At 57.6% G+C, this 18,354-nt stretch carries 19 protein-coding genes and 1 pseudogene; 13 read left to right on the forward strand and 7 right to left on the reverse strand.

Annotated features, from left to right (window positions below):
• The first annotated feature begins 71 nt into the window (after positions 1–71).
• Positions 72–785, forward strand: coding sequence for a helix-turn-helix transcriptional regulator (locus GOV53_RS14840; protein ID WP_170467864.1), 714 nt, complete (start codon positions 72–74; stop codon positions 783–785).
• 63 nt (positions 786–848) lie between these two features.
• Positions 849–2,147, forward strand: a complete 1,299-nt coding sequence (locus tag GOV53_RS14845) for a lytic murein transglycosylase (RefSeq protein WP_254439296.1) — start codon at positions 849–851, stop codon at positions 2,145–2,147.
• A 377-nt stretch (positions 2,148–2,524) separates the two neighbouring features.
• Here GOV53_RS14845 and GOV53_RS14850 read toward each other — a convergent pair whose 3' ends face one another.
• The gene (locus GOV53_RS14850; RefSeq protein ID WP_170467866.1) at positions 2,525–3,922 is read right to left on the reverse strand and encodes an aspartate aminotransferase family protein; all 1,398 of its coding nucleotides are present in this window, start codon (positions 3,920–3,922) and stop codon (positions 2,525–2,527) included.
• Positions 3,923–3,997: 75 nt separating this feature from the next.
• Positions 3,998–4,681, reverse strand: a complete 684-nt coding sequence (locus GOV53_RS14855) for a GntR family transcriptional regulator (protein WP_170467868.1) — start codon at positions 4,679–4,681, stop codon at positions 3,998–4,000.
• A 140-nt stretch (positions 4,682–4,821) separates the two neighbouring features.
• On the opposite strand from GOV53_RS14855, the gene GOV53_RS14860 reads away from it, so the two are divergent.
• The 5 genes from GOV53_RS14860 (at position 4,822) to GOV53_RS14880 (ending at position 10,116) form a co-directional block, all read left to right on the forward strand.
• Positions 4,822–5,907, forward strand: a complete 1,086-nt coding sequence (locus GOV53_RS14860) for a polyamine ABC transporter substrate-binding protein (protein WP_170467870.1) — start codon at positions 4,822–4,824, stop codon at positions 5,905–5,907.
• Between the two features lie 69 nt (positions 5,908–5,976).
• Positions 5,977–7,104 carry an ABC transporter ATP-binding protein gene (locus GOV53_RS14865; protein WP_170427557.1) on the forward strand — a complete coding sequence of 376 codons (1,128 nt, stop codon included), beginning with the start codon at positions 5,977–5,979 and terminating at the stop codon, positions 7,102–7,104.
• Positions 7,104–7,994, forward strand: a complete 891-nt coding sequence (locus GOV53_RS14870) for an ABC transporter permease subunit (protein ID WP_170467872.1) — start codon at positions 7,104–7,106, stop codon at positions 7,992–7,994. The genes GOV53_RS14865 and GOV53_RS14870 overlap by 1 nt, the downstream gene beginning before the upstream one ends.
• Positions 7,991–8,809 carry an ABC transporter permease gene (locus GOV53_RS14875; RefSeq protein WP_170427551.1) on the forward strand — a complete coding sequence of 273 codons (819 nt, stop codon included), beginning with the start codon at positions 7,991–7,993 and terminating at the stop codon, positions 8,807–8,809. Before GOV53_RS14870 ends, GOV53_RS14875 begins: the two co-directional genes overlap by 4 nt.
• Positions 8,806–10,116: an NAD(P)/FAD-dependent oxidoreductase gene (locus GOV53_RS14880; protein WP_170467874.1), complete on the forward strand. Its 1,311-nt coding sequence runs from the start codon at positions 8,806–8,808 to the stop codon at positions 10,114–10,116. The genes GOV53_RS14875 and GOV53_RS14880 overlap by 4 nt, the downstream gene beginning before the upstream one ends.
• Here the strand turns inward: GOV53_RS14880 and GOV53_RS14885 are convergent.
• The 4 genes from GOV53_RS14885 to GOV53_RS14895 form a co-directional block, all read right to left on the reverse strand.
• Positions 10,113–10,928 (reverse strand): aminoglycoside phosphotransferase family protein, encoded by an 816-nt coding sequence (locus GOV53_RS14885; protein WP_254439297.1) that lies wholly within the window; start codon positions 10,926–10,928, stop codon positions 10,113–10,115. The genes GOV53_RS14880 and GOV53_RS14885 overlap by 4 nt on opposite strands.
• A gap of 111 nt (positions 10,929–11,039) precedes the next feature.
• Positions 11,040–11,408 (reverse strand): FlgD immunoglobulin-like domain containing protein, encoded by a 369-nt coding sequence (locus GOV53_RS21340; RefSeq protein WP_367648787.1) that lies wholly within the window; start codon positions 11,406–11,408, stop codon positions 11,040–11,042.
• Positions 11,290–11,700, reverse strand: coding sequence for a flagellar hook capping FlgD N-terminal domain-containing protein (locus GOV53_RS21530; RefSeq protein WP_367648781.1), 411 nt, complete (start codon positions 11,698–11,700; stop codon positions 11,290–11,292). Before GOV53_RS21530 ends, GOV53_RS21340 begins: the two co-directional genes overlap by 119 nt.
• A gap of 2 nt (positions 11,701–11,702) precedes the next feature.
• Entirely contained in the window at positions 11,703–12,893 is a 1,191-nt protein-coding gene (locus GOV53_RS14895) for a flagellar hook-length control protein FliK (RefSeq protein WP_170467876.1), read from the reverse strand.
• Positions 12,894–13,004: 111 nt separating this feature from the next.
• Here GOV53_RS14895 and GOV53_RS14900 point away from each other — a divergent pair, with 111 nt between their 5' ends.
• The 6 genes and pseudogenes from GOV53_RS14900 (at position 13,005) to GOV53_RS14925 (ending at position 16,691) form a co-directional block, all read left to right on the forward strand.
• Positions 13,005–13,286: a rod-binding protein gene (locus GOV53_RS14900; RefSeq protein WP_170467878.1), complete on the forward strand. Its 282-nt coding sequence runs from the start codon at positions 13,005–13,007 to the stop codon at positions 13,284–13,286.
• The gene (locus GOV53_RS14905) at positions 13,270–13,629 is read left to right on the forward strand and encodes a flagellar biosynthesis protein FlgN (RefSeq protein WP_170427533.1); all 360 of its coding nucleotides are present in this window, start codon (positions 13,270–13,272) and stop codon (positions 13,627–13,629) included. Before GOV53_RS14900 ends, GOV53_RS14905 begins: the two co-directional genes overlap by 17 nt.
• A gap of 209 nt (positions 13,630–13,838) precedes the next feature.
• Entirely contained in the window at positions 13,839–15,050 is a 1,212-nt protein-coding gene (locus GOV53_RS14910) for a flagellin (protein WP_170427530.1), read from the forward strand.
• Between the two features lie 77 nt (positions 15,051–15,127).
• Positions 15,128–15,502 (forward strand): annotated as a pseudogene (flaF, locus tag GOV53_RS14915) (flagellar biosynthesis regulator FlaF).
• The gene (flbT, locus tag GOV53_RS14920) at positions 15,502–15,903 is read left to right on the forward strand and encodes a flagellar biosynthesis repressor FlbT (protein WP_170467880.1); all 402 of its coding nucleotides are present in this window, start codon (positions 15,502–15,504) and stop codon (positions 15,901–15,903) included. The pseudogene flaF and the gene flbT overlap by 1 nt, the downstream one beginning before the upstream one ends.
• Positions 15,900–16,691: a DUF1217 domain-containing protein gene (locus tag GOV53_RS14925; protein ID WP_170467882.1), complete on the forward strand. Its 792-nt coding sequence runs from the start codon at positions 15,900–15,902 to the stop codon at positions 16,689–16,691. Before flbT ends, GOV53_RS14925 begins: the two co-directional genes overlap by 4 nt.
• A gap of 51 nt (positions 16,692–16,742) precedes the next feature.
• Here GOV53_RS14925 and GOV53_RS14930 read toward each other — a convergent pair whose 3' ends face one another.
• Positions 16,743–18,314 carry a DUF427 domain-containing protein gene (locus GOV53_RS14930; protein ID WP_170467884.1) on the reverse strand — a complete coding sequence of 524 codons (1,572 nt, stop codon included), beginning with the start codon at positions 18,312–18,314 and terminating at the stop codon, positions 16,743–16,745.
• Positions 18,315–18,354 lie beyond the last annotated feature (40 nt).

Below are 18,354 nucleotides of genomic sequence, written 5' to 3' on the forward strand. Positions count from 1 at the left end.
GTTTGGGGATGCCCGATGGATAGCGTCGCCTGATGACAGATATTGTCATTAGGTTTAGTCTAACCTGCACTATGTCCCGTACCGCCCGCCTTTTCCAATTGATGCAAGCGCTGCGCTCTGGCCCATCGCCCAAAACATCCGGGCAACTGGCACAGGATCTGGGCGTGTCACCCCGCACCGTTCACCGCGATATCGAGTCCCTGCGTGGTCTAGGGGCCGTCATCGACGGAGAGGCTGGGTTTGGGTTCACGCTGATCGAAGACGCAACCCTGCCGCCACTTGGATTCACCGATGATGAGCTGGAGGCGCTGGTACTGGGGCTGCGCGAAGTTCAGGCCATTGGTGACCCCGGTCTGTCTGATGCGGCTGGCAACGTACTGCGCAAACTACAAGGCCGCCTGCCACAACGCCAATCGCATCGCCTGAGCCATGCGGTTCTGACGGCGACGCGATTTGACCGCCCGGCCAAGCCGAGGATCGCGGTCGCCGACCTGCGCCAGGCCACCTGGGACGAACGTACGATCGAGTTCGCCTATACCGACGCCAAGGGCGACGATACGCGGCGCAAGGTAAATCCGCTGAGCATCGTCTATATGGACCGCGCCAGCGTTCTGATTTCCTGGTGCCACCTGCGCCAAGATTTCCGGGTTTTTCGCTTGGACCGAATCCGGGAAATGTCCGTGGTGGATGAGAGCTTTAGGCCAAACCGTATCCCTTTGCTGCGCGAGGCACTGGCTCGCATTCGCGCGGAACATGAGGCAAAAGATCGCGAGGGGGAAAGCTGAACGCTTTGGAAAACGCCGATTCTGCGCTACCATAGGGTTGAGCAGTAATCAGGAAAATTCGGAATGCGTAAATGCATAGGTGGCGTCATGACCGCCGCATTATGGGCATCCATCGTGCAGGCGGAATCAATCAACACGTTGAGCGGGTCTCAGGCCATACAGCTGGCATCAGCTGGTGTAGTCGTGTCGATCCGGCCGGTCATACGGCCCTCAACTAAGGAGTACCGGGTGTCAGTGGAAGGAAATGCGCGGTTCCAGGCATGGCTTGGAGCGTTTCGCGAGCGGGCGGTCGAGCAAGGTATTTCAGCCACAACACTGGATCGGTCGCTGGCGGGGCTGTCGTATGACAAGGACGTCATCCGCCGAGATCGCAATCAGGCTGAGTTCTCGAAACCGATTTGGGAGTATCTAGATTCTGCTGTTTCCAACACGCGTATCCGAAATGGTCGCGCTGGGCTGCAACAGTATTCCGAGGCTTTGACCCGGATCGAAGCGACCTATGGCGTTGAAAAAGAGGTCGTAGCGGCGATCTGGGGTCTTGAGACTTCATTCGGAGCCTATAGGGGCAGCGATCAAACCATCCGTTCGCTGGCGACGCTGGCCTTTGACGCGAGGCGTGCGCAGTTTTTTGAAACTCAGCTAATCGCGGCTTTGCAGATCATCCAGGCTGGCGATGTCAGCCCAAAAAGCATGGTCGGCAGTTGGGCCGGCGCAATGGGTCACACGCAATTCATGCCGACGTCATATCTGGACCATGCGGTCGACTTTGACGGCGACGGGCGGCGAGATATCTGGTCCGAGGACCCGACAGACGCGCTGGCCTCAGCGGCGGCTTATCTGGCGCGCCACGGCTGGACCAAAGGCCAACCATGGGGTGTCGAGGTGCGTTTGCCCGAAGGCTTTGACTTTGCCACCGCACGGCGCGACCACACCCTGCTGCCCTCGGAATGGGCTGCATGCGGGGTGGCGGCTGCAAATGGTGCAGCTATCGCAGATCACGGGCAGGCAGCGATCCTGTTGCCAGCCGGAGGGCAAGGCGTCGCCCTGATGATTTTCGACAATTTCAAAGTGATCGAGAAGTACAACGGCGCAGATGCCTACGTAATCGGCATCGGCCACCTGTCCGACCGTCTGGTCGGACGCGCACCGTTTGATGCCGACTGGCCACGCGGTGACCGTGTGCTGAGCTTCACCGAGAAAAAAGAGCTGCAAACGCGCCTGACCGAAGCCGGTTTCGACACTCAAGGCATCGACGGGCGCACCGGGCCGAACACGACCAAAGCTGTCAGAGCTTATCAGTTGGCGCAAGGATTGTTGCCCGATGGGTATGCCAGCTTGAAGCTGTTGGAGCGGTTGCGGTGAACGGACTCTAAGTCGTTTTGATTGGCCTAGCGATTGCCGCGATTGTAGCCTCCCGACTATCGCCACTCACTTAGATAGACGGGAGGCGGACCCTTCACTAAATCGGGCCGCGGCACTGGCCGAGATAATACAATTGCCGCGCCGCATTCGAATACTTGAATCCAAAATACATCAAATCAAGAAATTTGTCGCGCGTAAACTTATGAAACTCCGCGCACCGAATTACTCTTGTGACCTAAATTGTAAGTCTTTTGAAAGCCACACCATGTTGTGTGACTGCTCTGTGTGTGCAGAGACTGTCTCTTTTGTAGAAGAGTGAAAAAAATGGGGCGCCTTTTTCAAGAGCGCCCCTGCAAAATAAACTTTCTTTGCGTGGCCTATGAAGCGGCTTTCATCAGCCCCTGCGCGATGATCTCAGCCTGTGCTTCGTCAAGCGATTTGCGAATTCGCACGAACATCTCGTCGATTTCCGCTGGGGTCAGGATTAGTGGGGGCGAAATGATCATACGGTCGCCCACATGGCGCATGACCAGATTGTTGGCAAAGCAACGGTCGCGGCAGATGTAACCGATCGTGCCGGGCTCGGACGCGAACTTGGCACGGCTGGCCTTGTCCGGAGTCAGCGCGATTGAGGCCATCATGCCGACGATCTTGGCCTCACCGACCAGCGGGTGATCAACCAGCGCCTCCCATTTCTCTTTCAGATAGGGGGCCGCCACATCGCGGACGTGATCGACGATCCCTTCTTCTTCGAGGATACGCAGGTTTTCCAGTGCGACCGCCGCAGCGACCGGGTGGCCGGAATAGGTGTAGCCGTGGTTGAACTCGGTGCCGCCGATCACCTCGGCGATCTCGTCATTCACGATGGACCCGCCGATGGGCGCATAGCCCGAGCTAAGGCCCTTGGCGATCGTCATGATGTGCGGCTTGATGCCAACCGTTTCGGACCCGAACCAGTTGCCGGTACGACCAAAGCCGCAGATGACCTCATCCGCGATCAGCAGGATGTCGTACTTGTCGCAAATACGCTGAATCTCAGGCCAGTAGGTATCGGGGGCAACGATTACACCGCCCGCACCTTGAACGGGTTCGGCGATAAATGCTGCAACGCGATCCTCGCCCAGTTCCTGAATGGCTTCTTCCAGCTCACGCGCGCGGGCCAGGCCGAACTCCTCGGGGGTCATGTCACCGCCCTCGGCCCACCAGTTCGGCTGATTGATGTGGTGAATGTTCGGGATCGGAATGCCGCCCTGCGCATGCATCCCGGCCATACCACCCAGCGAAGCCGAACCCACGGACGAGCCATGGTATGCGTTCTTGCGGCTGATGATGATGTTCTTGTCCGGATGGCCCTTTTCGGCCCAGTAGGTGCGGACGAGACGGATGTTGGTGTCATTCGCCTCGGACCCGCCCGCGGCAAAGAAGACGTGGTTCAAATCGCCCGGTGCCAGCTCGGCGATTTTAGCCGCCAGAGCGATGGCCGGCACATGGGTCGTTTTGAAAAACGTGTTGTAGTAGGGCAGTTCGCGCATCTGGCGCGCGGCGACCTCGGCCAGCTCGTCCCGGCCATAGCCGATATTGACGCACCACAGACCGGCCATGGCGTCCAGAATCTCTTCGCCTTCGCTGTCCGTCAGGTACACGCCTTTCGCGCGTGTGATGACCCGCGCGCCTTCTTTGCCCAAGGATCCGTTGGCGGAAAACGGGTGCATGTGATGCGCCGCATCCAAAGCCTGCAACTCGGCGGTCGGCATGTGATTGGTGATGGTCGACATCAGAGAATCTCCTGCAAAAGCGGTTGCCCGTCACAATATGATCAAATTTCGGACTGTCAATCGAATCGGACTGAATCAGGCGTCCGTCAACGCGTCCGACATCAGTTCCATTCCTTGTTCAATGTCCTGCGCGGTGGCTTTTGCCACTCTTTCAGCATCTCTGGCGCGCAGGGCCGCGATGATATCCTTGTGCCGATCTGGCAAGCTGTGCGTGCCAAAACGTCCGCACACAACGCGCAAGGAAGGGCCGAATCGCAGCCACAAACGTTCAGCCAAATCATTAAGGATCGGAGCATCCGCATGTGCATAGAGCGTTTCGTGAAACTGATGGTTCAAGCGCAGGTAGCCGCTGACGTCACCATCGGCGATGGTTTGATCCAAGCGCTGATCAAGCTGCTCAAGCTGGTCGATGTCACTGGGTGTCACGATCGCAGTCGCGCGTCTGGAAAGCTCTGATTCTATTGATATTCTCGCAAATATCAACTGTTCAACATCGGTATTCGACAGCAGCGGAACGCTGACCCGACGGTTGCCCTGGAACACAAGCGCACCATCCGAAATCAACCGCCGAATCGCCTCGCGAACGGGGGTCATCCCGACGCCGAGCGAATCAGTCAAACCTTGTATCGTCACAGGCTGTCCGGGGACCAGTTCCCCGTACATGATCTGGGATCTCAGGGTTTGGTACACCTGCTCGTGCGCGGGCTTCTTTCCTTCGCCTGTCTTGGCGTCAGATGCATTATTTTTGATCAAATCCAAGTAGCTTACCCTGTTTCGCTTTGTGTCGACTTGCCAGAAGTCTGACCTCGTGAAACCATACGATGGATCGGGGGAAAACGCAAAACTTGATCAAATCCAAAAAAACGGGAAAATACCCGTACACTTGCAGGGAGAAAAATATGTCACTCAAAACGCTGACGATGACAGCGATCGTCGCGCTGGGGGCTTCGGCGGCTTTCGCCGAAGAGGTGCGCGTCTATAACTGGTCTGACTACATTGATGAGGAACTGCTTCAGAAATTCGAAGAAGAAACCGGTCTGACGCTGATCTACGATGTGTTCGACAGCAACGAGGTCCTGGAGACCAAGATGCTGGCGGGTGGATCAGGTTACGATGTGGTTGTGCCGTCGGGCACTTTCCTTCAACGCCAGATTCAGGCTGGCGCCTTCCAGGAACTGGACGCCTCGAAACTTTCGAACTCGGGGAATCTGTGGGACGTCATTCAGGAACGTACCGCTGGGTATGACCCAAACAATGCGTATTCGATCAACTACATGTGGGGAACGACGGGCATCGGTGTGAACGTTGCCAAGGTCAAAGAGGCACTGGGTGACGATGTTGCGTTGAACAGCATGGACCTTGTTCTGAAACCAGAGAATATGGAAAAGCTGGCCTCTTGCGGTGTCTATTTCCTGGACGCCCCGGCCGAGATTATTCCGATGGTGCTGCAGTACATCGGCGAAGATCCGGATAGCCATGACACGGATGTCATTGCCAAGACCGAGGAAGTTCTTCTGAGCGTTCGGCCGCACATCCAGAAATTCCACAGCTCGGAATATATCAATGCTCTGGCCAATGGTGACATCTGCGTTGCTGTAGGATGGTCGGGCGATATCTTGCAGGCCCGTGACCGCGCGGCCGAGGCTGAAAACGGAGTTGAGATCGAATACCACCCGTTTGCTGAAGGTTCACTGATGTGGTTCGACCAGATGGCGATTCCGGCGGATGCGCCGAACCCTGAGGGTGCGCACAAGTTCCTGGACTTCATTCTCGACGCCAACAACATGGCTGCGGCCTCGAACTACGTCTACTATGCGAATGGCAACAAAGCCTCGCAGGAATTTTTGGTGGAAGATGTGATCGGTGATCCGGCCATCTATCCGGATGAGACGACGATGCAGAACCTCTACATCACCACGCCCTATCCGGCAAAAACCCAGCGGGTCGTGACCCGTCTGTGGACCAAAGTCAAATCGGGCACCTGATCCGAAGTATCTGAGCAAGGCGGCCAGACCGCCTTGCCCTTTCAATCAGATTGTCGAACGGGGGCCGTTTTGAACACTACCGTCTTTGCGCCGTGGGAAGACCCGCAGGCGAAACCCTTGATCCAATTCCAGAATGTCACCAAGCGGTTTGGCGAGTTCACGGCGATTGATAATCTGTCGTTGGATATTTTCGAAAAAGAATTCTTTGCTCTGCTGGGTCCGTCCGGCTGCGGCAAAACCACAATGATGCGGATGCTTGCGGGGTTCGAAACGCCCACCGAGGGCCATATCCTGCTGGGCGGTCAGGATATCGACCCGATCCCGCCAAACAAGCGGGCAGTGAACATGATGTTCCAGTCCTATGCATTGTTCCCGCATCTCAGCATTTGGGAAAACATCGCCTTCGGATTGCGTCGGGACAACATGCCCAAGCGTGATCTGGAAGACCGCGTCGAAGAGATGCTGCGCCTGACCCGGCTGGAGCAATTTGCCCGTCGGAAACCGCATCAGATTTCGGGCGGTCAACGTCAGCGGGTCGCGCTGGCGCGGTCTTTGGCCAAGGCTCCGAAACTGCTTTTGCTCGATGAACCGCTGGGTGCACTGGACAAGAAACTACGGCAGGACACCCAGTTCGAACTGATGGACATTCAGGAAAAGACAGGCACCACCTTTGTGATCGTGACCCATGATCAGGAAGAGGCGATGACTGTCGCCAGCCGCGTCGCTGTGATGGATCAGGGCAAACTGATGCAGGTCGCGACACCTGACAAGATTTATGAGAATCCCAACTCGGTCTACGTGGCCGACTTTATCGGCGATGTGAACATCATCGAAGGCCGCGCGACGGCGAACGGAGACGAAACCTATCAGATCGACTGGGCCGAGGGGCAGGCACCTCTGACCGCGACATCGGCCAAGGGGTTTTCGAATGGGCAGGCTTGCCACATTGCGATCCGACCGGAAAAGGTGACCATCTCGGCCGATCGCCCGGCGGATGCCATCAATGCGGTGCAGGGCAAAGTGCATGACATTGCTTATCTGGGGAACCTGTCCACCTATCACGTCGAACTGCCCAACGGCACGATCATCAAGGCGCAAACGGCCAACACCCGCCGTATCTCGCGCCGGTCCTTTACCTGGGAAGACCCGGTCTGGCTGTCCTGGACAGCTACTGCTGCGGTTCTGCTGGACAACTGATGCGCCGCGCCCTTCTGATCGCTGTCCCTTATGTCTGGCTTCTGGCGCTGTTTTTGGTGCCCTTCTTCATCGTTCTGAAGATTTCGCTCTCGGACGTTGAACTTGCCATCCCGCCTTATACGCCGACACTGGACCTGTCGCAGGGCTGGGGCGGTATCAAGGAATTCTTCAGTCAGTTGGATTTCGAAAACTATGTCTGGTTGACCGAGGATGACTTGTATTGGAAAGCCTACCTCTCAAGCGTCAAGATCGCGGTGATTTCTACCGCTCTGACGCTGCTTGTGGGGTATCCAATTGCCTACGGCATGGCACGCGCTCCGCAGGAATGGCGGCCAACGCTGATGATGCTGGTGATCCTGCCATTCTGGACCTCGTTCCTGATCCGCGTTTACGCATGGATGGGTATTCTGTCGAACGAAGGGTATCTGAACCAGATTCTGCTGTGGCTTGGCATCATCTCGACCCCGCTGACCATTCTGAACACCAACACGGCCGTCTATATTGGTATCGTCTACACCTACCTTCCGTTCATGATCCTTCCGATCTATGCGGCGCTGGAACGTATGGATGAATCCCTGATCGAAGCGGCCGAGGATTTGGGCTGCTCGCGCGTTCAGGCATTCTGGCTGGTGACGATTCCCCTCTCGCGCCCGGGTATCATTGCGGGGTGTTTCCTTGTCATGATCCCGGTGATTGGTGAGTTCGTGATCCCCTCGCTTTTGGGCGGATCGGGCACGCTGATGATCGGTAAGGTTCTGTGGGAAGAGTTCTTCTCGAACCGCGACTGGCCGGTCGCCAGTGCTGTTGCTGTAGTGCTGTTGCTGATCCTCGTGATCCCGATTGTTCTGTTCCAGCGCAACCAGCAAAAACAGACGGAGGCCGATCAATGAACAGGCTTAGCTGGTTCAATGCGGTTTCCCTGACACTTGGGTTCGCGTTTCTTTACATCCCGATGGTCATCCTGATCATATTCAGCTTCAACGAAAGCAAGCTGGTCACCGTTTGGGCTGGGTTTTCGACCAAATGGTATGGCGAACTGGTCCAGAACGAGGCATTTCTGGACGCAGCCTGGGTTACGATCCGCGTGGCCGTCTTTTCCTCGACGCTGGCAACAGTTCTTGGAACGGCCGCCGCCTATGTATTGGTGCGAGGCGGACGGTTTTTTGGCCGGACGCTGTTCTCGGGCATGATCTACGCGCCGCTTGTGATGCCCGAAGTCATCACAGGTTTGTCTCTGCTGCTGCTGTTTATTGGCATCGGGCTGGACCGGGGTATTCTGACGATCGTTTTGGCACATACGACCTTCTCGATGTGCTTTGTGTCGGTCGTCGTATCCTCGCGGCTGGTCACGTTCGACAAATCGCTGGAAGAGGCCGCCCTGGATCTGGGCTGTTCGCCTGCGCAGGCGTTCCGACTGGTGACTCTGCCGATCATCGCACCGGCCGTAATTTCAGGTTGGTTGCTGGCGTTCACCTTGTCGTTGGATGATCTGGTCATCGCGTCGTTCACCTCGGGCCCGTCGGCGACGACCTTGCCGATCAAGATCTTCTCAGCCGTGCGTCTGGGTGTCAGCCCTGAAATCAACGCCTTGTCCACGATCATGATCGCGGTGGTGACTGTCGGGGTGATAACCGCCTCTTTGGTCACGAAACGCGCGATGGTGCGGCAAAAACAAGATGAGCTTGCCGCAGCGCGCACCGAATGAAACGTCTGTTCCCGGACTATACCTATGGCGCTGGACCGCGTCAGAACTGCTGGTGGGACGATACGATCTCGGCGCCGGACTGGCCTGTCCTGAGCGGTGACAAAAGCGTCGATGTCGCCATCATTGGCGGTGGCTTCACCGGGCTGTCGGCAGCGCTGCATCTGGCAGAAGCGGGTACAACCGTCGCAGTTCTAGAGGCCGGAACTCCCGGGTGGGGGGCTTCGGGTCGCAATGGCGGGTTTTGCTGCCTTGGTGGCTCAAAGCTAAGCCAAGCGGCAATGGTCCGTCGCTATGGGGCCGAGGCTGCGGCGTCCTATGAACAAGTAGAGATCGACGCGGTTCAACTTGTTGAAGACCTACTTGAGCAGCATGGGATCGACGCAGACACCCACTCCAAAGGTGAAACCCAGCTTGCGCATTCCGCACGGGCCATGGAGCATCTGCGGCGCAGTGCAGGGACGTCTGGCACCTTGCACGAAGCCCGTGATTTGCCCGGCCTTGGTCTGGGTGGTGCCTTTCACGGGGCCTATACGAACCCAGTTGGATTTGCCCTCAACCCCAGAAAATACCTTTTTGGGCTCGCAAAGGCTGCGCAGTCATTGGGTGCGTCTGTGTACCAAAAGACAACGGCTGAACAGATTGCCAAAACGCAGTCTGGTTTCGAGGTCCGAACCGGATCAGGCCGACTACGCGCCGGGAAAGTGCTGATATGTACAAATGGGTATTCCAGCGAGGATGTACCCCAATGGATGTCGGGGCGCTACATGCCCGCGCAGTCCACGGTTCTGGTGACACGCCCTCTGTCGGATGCAGAATTGCAGGCGCAGGGATGGACGTCAGATCAGATGAGTTATGACACCCGCAACCTGCTGCATTACTTTCGTTTGATGCCTGATCGGCGGTTCCTGTTTGGCATGCGCGGCGGGTTGCGGTCGTCGCCGGGCTCCGAAGCCGCCATCCGAAAAACAGCGCAGCGGGATTTTCATACCATGTTCCCCCAATGGAAAGCCGTCGAGGTGACCCATATGTGGTCGGGCATGGTGTGTATGTCGCGCAAACTCACGCCATATGTCGGCCATGTGCCAAACAATCCGGGCATGTTTGCGGCCTTTGCATATCACGGGAACGGGGTGGCAATGGGAACGTATTGTGGGCGGGCCCTTGCCCAAATGGTCAGGGGTCGCGAGGCTGAGTTGCCTCTACCGATCACGCAAGCTCCGCCACGCTTTCCTCTCGGGGGGTGGCGGCGCGTATTGATGCCGCCCGCTTACGCTGCCATGGCGATCGCGGATCGATTGAGCCTTTAAAGCGCGGCGACTTCCAATTCCAGGGTTCGGGCGTAGTCCGCCGCCCCGTTTTCCATACGCCACAAGCAATAGGCCGCCATTCGCCACGCATACCACGGACGCAATTCATGGAACCGCGCAACCGTTTCAGGGTCGCTATATGCGGACAGAAATTGCTCTTCTTCGGTCGGGCTCAGGGGGCTACCGCGATAAAGGCATTGCATGGCAGGCGACAGGAACATTGCGATGTCCTCGCATGGATCACCCCATGCCGGGCATTGCCAGTCGATCAGCGTCACACCGGATGGTGAGATAAGGATGTTCCCCGCCACGGTGTCGCCGTGGATCAAACAGGTGCGATTGGCCGCAGAGACGTGGCCCTGAGGGCGCATTTTGGCCAGACGGTCCCGAGTTTCCGAAGTGCAGGCGTTCAGAATCCGTTCGGCGTGGTCCGCAAGATCCGCGCTGCCATTGCACCCGCTCGGCGCTTGGACCTGCACGTCCAGTCCGTGCAGTTTGCGCAGCAGGGCGGCGACACTTTCGGGGTTTTCGCGCCATGGCGATCCGGGGGCGTGGTCGTAAAACACCCAATGGCCAGTCTCATGCGTACCGGTTGCGCGCAGGCGCGGCACGAATCCTGTGGGTTCAAGGGCGCGCAGGCAGTCTGCTTCGAGTTCAGGGTCGTTGCGAAACAGCGGATTGCGCGGTGTCGCCCGGTAAAGCTTCAATACCTTGTCACCGCCGCCGCCCAGCACTTTCCAGACCTGATTTGTACGTCCGCCGTACAGCGTGTGAAACGCGGTATCGGTCCCGACAAGGCCCCGGTCACACAAGTCGTCAACCAAATCAGAAGGAGGGCGGGCTGAGGCAGGCAGGAGGGTCACCAATGCAGTTAGCGAGTCGATTTCGCCAAGCTTTGGACTGTCCTGCCCGTCAGATCAAGTTCAGGCTCTGACACCGGTTACAGCCGTTGCGCCAACAACCTGTCCGCTTTCCAGTGTCAGCATCACCTTGTTGTCGACAATTTGCGCTTCAACGACGTTGTTGTAGGCCGAGGCCAGTTCCTGGGACAGCAGCTTGTCGCCGTCAAAGCTCTCCAACATGGCTGAATAGGTCCCGGCTGGGAACGGCTGCCCATCGCTGTCTTTTCCCGACCAGACCATTTTCTGGTCGGTTTCGGACATAGGGACCCGGTCAATGATTGCGCCTTCGCTGTCGCGGATAACCATAACCGCCTTGTCCGCTGCCGCGTCGGGTTTGGCAAACAGGGTCACGGGCGCACCTGCAAGTTTGAACGCTGATGGCGCGCGCACGTCCATTCCGACCCACTTGCCGAGTTTGTCCAGATTTCCACCCCCCCAGAGCCTGACCAAGCGTCGACAACAGATCATTGGTCTGAACCTGCTGCTCCACCATCGAGAATTGCGCCAATTGCGATGCGTATTCCGATGCGTCCAAAGGTTTGAGCGGATCCTGATTTCGCGCCTGAATCGTCAGCATTTTTAGGAACGTCACAAAATCGGACGCCAGACCGGTGGTTTTTGCTGCGTTGAAACTTTTATTTGGGGCGGGTGTTGCGGTGTTGGATTGGGTCGGGGAAATCATTGTCACAACCTCATGTCGATGCGGCCCACAGGGCCGGTTCTAGTAACAGGCACCGCGTTGCCTGAGGGGTCAGCCATTTGTGCGGCGTCGCCGAGCGGCCTGTTTTCTTGATTCGCGCGCTCGTGGCTCTTGTCCGAAGAGGTTCCGAGGTCAAAGGATAAATCACCCAGTCCGAGATTCCTGAACTCCTCCTCCAGAACCAAAAGGTGTCGGCGCATCATGTCCAGCGTTTCGGGGCGTTCGGCCGAAATGGTCAGGTGCACCCCGTCGTCGCTACCATTCAGAACGATGGATACGCGCCCCAGTTCTTCAGGGTTCAAGGCAATTTCAACAGCGCCAGAGTTCGGCTGAGCAGTGATGACCGCCGCCATCTGTCCGGCGACCGCGCGGGCCACTCCAGCGCGGGCTGCAGGTGCCATGTTATGAATCGGAGCCGGGGTCTCTCGACCGGTCGAAACGGGCGCTTCGGTCCTGAGCAGGGCAACCTCCTCGACGATCAAATCAGCGTTTCCATCAACCTGAATATTCGGTTTCCCGGACGCGAACAGCTGCATCTGCGCGATGCTGGGTGCGCGATCTGGTTTTGGCGTCTGTTGCTGTTCAACCTGAGTTGGCTGGGATTGATCTGCGGCTTGCCGATGTTGAGGCAAGCGTCGGGTCAGATCAGCGTCTGCTTTCGTTTGACGCTTGGTCGCCTGGATCACTGGAGCTGCAGTTTCTGGTTTAGCTGCATCCGCAGAGGACCGAAGTGGTTGATGTGTTGGTGGATCATTCGCCAAAACGCGTGAGGATTGGCGAATGTCCTGTATCGCGCCTTGCTCAGATGCCTGCAGTGCCTGATCCCGCCCAACAGGGGCAGTAACCAACAATGGAGTGGGCTCGGGGTCAATCTTCGGCTCTGGTTTTTCTAGATCAATGTGTGGTGGATCTTGGTCCGCCTTTTCAGGATCGACGCGAGCTTCTTCCGTTTCTGGCTTTGGTATACCGTCTGTTTCAACCTCAACCTCAACCTCAACCTCCGGCTCGGCCGGGACCATGCCCAGGCTAACATCCTGATCGCTGTTCTCATCGCTATGCTGATCGAGCATGGCAGCAAACGCCGCGCCGGTATCGTCCCCCGGCTCGGGTGTATTGCCTTGAGATTTGGCGGCGGCGGTTGGCGAGGAAGTCACCACTGAAAGAGGGTTGGGCATTTTGCTCCGGCTCCGATTGTGTGACCGAATACTTGCCCGCAGGAAGTTACGTTTATTTTAACTGCTTTCTTCTTTGATCGTGAAAGTTCGATGCAATTTTCGGAGAAAACGATGAAGGTATCAGCGCCATTACCAGCTCCCCAATCCTCGGCCTGCGCGCAGAAATTGCATGCCGCGGCCGTTGAGCTGGAAGCCGCATTTCTGGGCGAGATGTGGAAGTCCGCGGGGTTGGGACAAGCCCTTCAGTCCTTTGGAGGCGGCGCGGGCGAGGATCAGTTCGCGTCGTTTCTTGTGCAGCATCGGGCCCGCGCGCTGGCCCAGTCCGGCGGGGTCGGCCTGTCCGAGATCCTGTTCCAGTCCATGATGGAGAAAACAAATGTCAACGACACCTGAAACCGATCTTGTGAAGTCCCTTGAAGAGGTTTTGGACCTTGAGCGCAATGCACTGGTCGAGGGCGATCTGGACCGCCTGCATCACACGGCGCCCGAAAAGGAAAAGCTGATCGGTGCGCTCAACGACCTTGAGGTCTTTGACAGTGACGAGTTGATGCGCTTGCAGAAAAAGGTCGAGCGGAACCAGGCGCTGCTCAACAGTGCGGCTGAGGGGATTCGCGCTGTAGCCGATCGCATGGCCGAACTTCGGCGGGTGCGACAGGAATTCAGTACCTATGGCGCCGACGGCCAACGCAGCGGATTCGCCGTCAGACATCATGCCAAGCTGGAAAAGCGGGCCTAGGTACAGGTTTGATTCAAATCCTAAATTTCTGACTTTCACGCTTTAGCACTCCGTTAGGGGATCAAGGTCAAAGGTGTTCGTGCACCTGAAACAGCAGGTGGCGCGAACAGCCCGACGGCGGATCGCACCGATCAGAAAGACGTGAAAGCCCGCACAGGTGGCGGGGTGAGCATGGGCGCAAAAGGCCCGAACGGAAAAGGATGACAGATATGTCCAGCATTCTGACAAACAATGGCGCAATGGTTGCGCTGCAAACACTCAAGTCGGTCAACAAAGATCTTGGCGCGACGCGGAACGCGATCTCGACGGGTAAGGACGTTGCAACTGCCAAAGACAACTCGGCTGTTTGGGCGATTTCCAAGGTCATGGAGTCGGATGTCAAAGGCTTCAACGCAATCAAGGACAGCCTGTCGCTGGGTGAATCCACTGTTGCTGTTGCGCGTAACGCATCTGAGACTGTCACCGACCTGCTGACTCAGATGAAAAGCAAGATTGTCGCGGCACAAGAAGACAACGTTGACCGCGACAAGATCAACGCTGACGTGACCGCGCTGAAGGGGCAGATCAACTCGGTGGTGAAGGCTGCTCAGTTCAATGGTTTGAACCTTGTGGACGGCTCGGCTGGCTCGGCCTCTATCCTGGCCTCGCTGGACCGGGATAACACCGGCAACGTGACTGCTTCTTCGATCAGTGTCGCAGGGCAAAACCTGTCGACTGGCGGCTACGTGACCAAGGCAGTGTTTGATGGCTCGACCGGATCGTCCACTGGCAACGACCGCGTGGGTGCAACCATCGCCAACGCAGCGACCTCGGCCACTGCTTTGGTGACCGATGAATCCAGCGGCACCTTTGCGGCTGGTGACAAAGTGGTCGTCGCCATCGATGATCAGGTCGTGTCCTATACCGTGACTGCCGCAGACGCCGCGGCGACCACCACGGGCGACATCGTCGCCGTTGGTCTGAAAGCCAAGATCGAAGAGATGGGTATCAACGGTCTGACTGTCGGCTATGACTCGGGCACACAAGGCACCCTGGCCGTCACCAACAACACCGGTCGCGACATCTCGTTCTCGGCACAGTTCGTGAACGCAGGTTCGGGCGGTCTCGGCGCAATGGCGGGTCTGGACGTGTCCACCGGTGCCGGGGCGACAGCCGCGCTGGCCACGATCGAAACGCTGATCGACACATCTATCGACGCGTCGGCTGCCTTTGGTTCGGCTCAGGGCCGGATCGAGACCCAGAAAGAGTTCATTTCGAACCTGGCGGATTCGTTCAAATCGGGGATCGGCTCGTTGGTTGATGCGGACATGGAAGAGACCTCAGCGCGCCTGCAGGCCCTTCAGGTTCAGCAGCAGCTGGCGACTCAGTCGCTGTCGATCGCCAACCAGGCACCGCAGTCGATTTTGTCTCTGTTCCGCTAAGTTCAGGAACCCGGTCGGGGCGCGGCAACACGCCCCGATACTGACCGCCAAGTGGCGGATTACTGGAAGGATTTCACGTGACACCGCAAGCTTTTGCCCAGCGTGCCTATGCACAGACCGCCGCACCGACGCGCACCCCGCGCGATACCGAATACGAAGCGATATAAAAGATTACCCACAGGCTCAAAGCCGCCGCTGCCCGGCAAGCGGCCGATTTCGGCGGGTTCGTTCAAGCCCTGCACGAAAACCGCCGGTTATGGACCGTTCTGGCCAGTGGAGTAACGGATTCCGAAAACGGTCTGCCCAACGACTTGCGCGCTCGCATTTTCTATCTGGCCGAGTTTACCGAACAGCACAGCAGCCAGGTTCTTGGCAATAAGGCCTCGGTTGAGCCACTGCTTGAGATCAACATGGTGGTACTGCGTGGTCTGCGGCAGATGAGGGCCACGTAATGGCAGGATTGGTTCTGAAACTGGCCCCGAAAGAGCGTGTTCTGATCAACGGTGTGGTCTTGGAAAACGGGGACCGACGCAGCCGGTTCTCGATCATGACGCCCGAGGCAAATGTTTTGCGTCTGCGGGACGCGATTCATCCCGACGAGGTGAATACCCCGGTTCGACGTGTTTGCTATGCCACGCAGCTCGTCCTGTCGGGCGACACAGAGCCCGATCGGGCCCGCCAACAATTGTTGCGCCGGGTCGAGGAGTTGAGCCAGGTTTTCACAGACGCAGACAGCCGCCGGGTGCTGGCCGAAGCGACCGAAGCCTTGCTGGATGAGCAGTTCTACAAATGCCTCAAGGCTCTGCGTGCATTGCTGCCACGCGAAGAACGCCTGATGGCTTATCAACAATGACCTTCCAGCCGGTTATACCATCGGGCGGGCTGGTTGGCTGGCGGTTCCTGCAACGCACCTATGACGCGCAGCTGGAAAGCTTTTCGGCGTCTGCGGTCAACAAGCGGGACAGTGAGTATTTTCTGGCGAACATTAAAAAGGTTCAGACAGCGGAAGACCTGGTATCAGACCGTCGGTTGTTGCAGGTCGCGCTGGGGGCCTTTGGGTTAGAAGGCGATCTGGATAACCGCTTTTTCATCCAGAAAATCCTGTCTGATGGAACGAAGGCGCAGGACGCTCTGTCGAACCGCTTGTCTGACAAAAGATACCGGCAGTTCTCGGATGCGTTTGGATTCGGGCCGGGTGAAGTGCGCAAAACCGGGCTGATCACCAATATGGAAGAGATTGCGCGTGACAACATGGTGTCTCGGTTCGAGGTTGCGGTGGGCGAGACAGATGAAACGATGCGTATCTCGCTTTACGCCCAACACGCGCCGAGCGATCTTGCCGCGAAGGGGGGCAGCAAGGATACTAAATGGTTCGACCTGATGAGCTTGCCACCGCTTCGTCGCATGATGGAGACTGCGTTGGGTTTGCCCGCGAGTTTCGGTCAGCTGAACATCGACAGGCAGCTTGAGGTGTTCAAGGATCGGTTGTCCGGTTTGACGGGATCCGATGATTTGGCCCAGTTCAAAGACAAAGAGGCCAGAGAGCAGTTGACGGATCAATTCCTGGCCCGAAGCCAGATCGCTCAGCTTGAAAACGTGGTTTCACCCGCGCAAACCGCGCTGATCCTTCTGGGCGGCTAAGTTACACGGGTGAAGCTCTGACAAAAGCCACGCAGCACTAAAATGCGGACCTTATCCGTCCAGAACGGCATCCGCTGAAGTTCTGAGCGCGTAAGACGTCACCGGTTGCGATACGTTGTGCAGCTTGACATCACCAAGCGGCAGAGCGTTTGCGCAGGCTGGTAGAATGTCGGCGGAAACGACAATCCTGTGGTTCTTGGTCTTGCCGTATTCCCCTAAACGCGCGGCGATGTTCGCGGCTTGTCCAATCACAGTAAAGTCCAATCGCTCACGCGAGCCGACATTGCCATAGGTCACCCGACCATAGGCCACGCCGATCGAACAGTCGCAATGCGTGTCCAAGCCCGACTGGTGCAACTCTCCCAGCTTCTCGACGATACTTATGGCGCTGCGCTGGGCATTGCCGCGGGCCGAAATTGAATCCTCACCCGCCGGGAAGACAGCCAGAACCGCGTCGCCGATGAACTTCAGAACCTCGCCGCCATTGTCGTGGACTATGCCCGATACGGTTTCGAAGAAGTCATTCAGAAGGTTGATGTATGCGCTGCGGCCCAGGCGCTCTTCGAGGCTGGTCGAGTTGCGCAGGTCGCAGAACATGATGGCGGCGTCGATCTCATCCCCGTCGCCGCGCCTGATCTCACCGCCCAGCACGCGCGCGCCCGAGCGTTTGCCCACGTAAGTTTCAAGCAGGACCTGAGCGTTCTCACGCTGCATGAACACCTCGTAAAACCGGGCAATGACCTGTGAGCATTCGAATACTAGGCCCAGGTTTTCGGTGGTGAACCCATCCGGGTGATCGCAGGTCAGGGTCAGTACATTGGTACGCCCATCTGAAAAGGGCAGGGGCATGGCCACATAGTCGGTCGCGCCTTTGGCCCGCAGATCCTCCATGATCGGAAAGCTGTTGTGGGGGTTGTCCGCATTCAGCCGCTGGCGCACGCCGCCCAGACCGTTCGACACATGGCGCAAGGGGCTGTTGATATAGGCCGGGTGATCGTGGATTTCATAGGTGGGAACATTGGTCGAAATCTCGGCCTCACCTTTTTCCCAGATATAGTGCTTGCCCGCGATCAGCGGATGCAGGGACCAGGCCAGGATGCTGAGGCGCTGAATGGCGATCCCGTGTTCCAGCATTTTCTCGGCCAGAGCCTGAGTAAAGGCCTCGGGCGTGTCATTTTCCGACGCTCCGCGCATCAGCCAGTCAATCAACGGGCCGCTGATATTGCCATCCTCGGGGTCCCGCAGGGTGTTATCGCCCAAGTCAATCTTGGTATAGGCATTCGGCATGAATCCGATATGGCCCTGAATCACAACGCTTTCAGGCAGGGCTTCTTCGTAGGCCCAGACGGAATTGGCCAACCGCTCGCCGCCGAGGATCACGTCGTGATAGGTCGCAGTGCCCTTGAAGGGACAAAAGGTTTGCAATTCGGTCTCATCGCTGAGAGCAACACGCACGTCTTCGCGCGGGATGTAGATCGTCGGCGGGAGCCGCGTTTCATACATCACCTTGGCATTGCTGCTTTCGGCCAAAAGAACCTGATCCCGGTAAATGGCAATCTTACCGTTCAACCGTTCGACTGAGATCCCATAGCCTTTTGCTCTTGGAGTGGCGTGCACGTTCATCGTCATCCTCCCTGGCGCGGGTCTATATAGGATGGGCCTT

Source organism: Ruegeria arenilitoris, from assembly GCF_013035315.1.
Classification (GTDB): domain Bacteria; phylum Pseudomonadota; class Alphaproteobacteria; order Rhodobacterales; family Rhodobacteraceae; genus Ruegeria; species Ruegeria arenilitoris_D.

What these genes read in the sequence shown, in the direction of transcription:
- GOV53_RS14840 (WP_170467864.1), top strand. Translation starts at nt 72, where the DNA reads ATGTCCCGTACCGCCCGCCTTTTCCAATTGATGCAAGCGCTGCGCTCT.
- GOV53_RS14845 (WP_254439296.1), top strand. Translation starts at nt 849, where the DNA reads ATGCGTAAATGCATAGGTGGCGTCATGACCGCCGCATTATGGGCATCC.
- GOV53_RS14850 (WP_170467866.1), bottom strand. Translation starts at nt 3,922, where the DNA reads ATGTCGACCATCACCAATCACATGCCGACCGCCGAGTTGCAGGCTTTG.
- GOV53_RS14860 (WP_170467870.1), top strand. Translation starts at nt 4,822, where the DNA reads ATGTCACTCAAAACGCTGACGATGACAGCGATCGTCGCGCTGGGGGCT.
- GOV53_RS14870 (WP_170467872.1), top strand. Translation starts at nt 7,104, where the DNA reads ATGCGCCGCGCCCTTCTGATCGCTGTCCCTTATGTCTGGCTTCTGGCG.
- GOV53_RS14875 (WP_170427551.1), top strand. Translation starts at nt 7,991, where the DNA reads ATGAACAGGCTTAGCTGGTTCAATGCGGTTTCCCTGACACTTGGGTTC.
- GOV53_RS14880 (WP_170467874.1), top strand. Translation starts at nt 8,806, where the DNA reads ATGAAACGTCTGTTCCCGGACTATACCTATGGCGCTGGACCGCGTCAG.
- GOV53_RS21530 (WP_367648781.1), bottom strand. Translation starts at nt 11,700, where the DNA reads ATGATTTCCCCGACCCAATCCAACACCGCAACACCCGCCCCAAATAAA.
- GOV53_RS14895 (WP_170467876.1), bottom strand. Translation starts at nt 12,893, where the DNA reads ATGCCCAACCCTCTTTCAGTGGTGACTTCCTCGCCAACCGCCGCCGCC.
- GOV53_RS14900 (WP_170467878.1), top strand. Translation starts at nt 13,005, where the DNA reads ATGAAGGTATCAGCGCCATTACCAGCTCCCCAATCCTCGGCCTGCGCG.
- GOV53_RS14905 (WP_170427533.1), top strand. Translation starts at nt 13,270, where the DNA reads ATGTCAACGACACCTGAAACCGATCTTGTGAAGTCCCTTGAAGAGGTT.
- GOV53_RS14910 (WP_170427530.1), top strand. Translation starts at nt 13,839, where the DNA reads ATGTCCAGCATTCTGACAAACAATGGCGCAATGGTTGCGCTGCAAACA.
- flbT (WP_170467880.1), top strand. Translation starts at nt 15,502, where the DNA reads ATGGCAGGATTGGTTCTGAAACTGGCCCCGAAAGAGCGTGTTCTGATC.
- GOV53_RS14925 (WP_170467882.1), top strand. Translation starts at nt 15,900, where the DNA reads ATGACCTTCCAGCCGGTTATACCATCGGGCGGGCTGGTTGGCTGGCGG.
- GOV53_RS14930 (WP_170467884.1), bottom strand. Translation starts at nt 18,314, where the DNA reads ATGAACGTGCACGCCACTCCAAGAGCAAAAGGCTATGGGATCTCAGTC.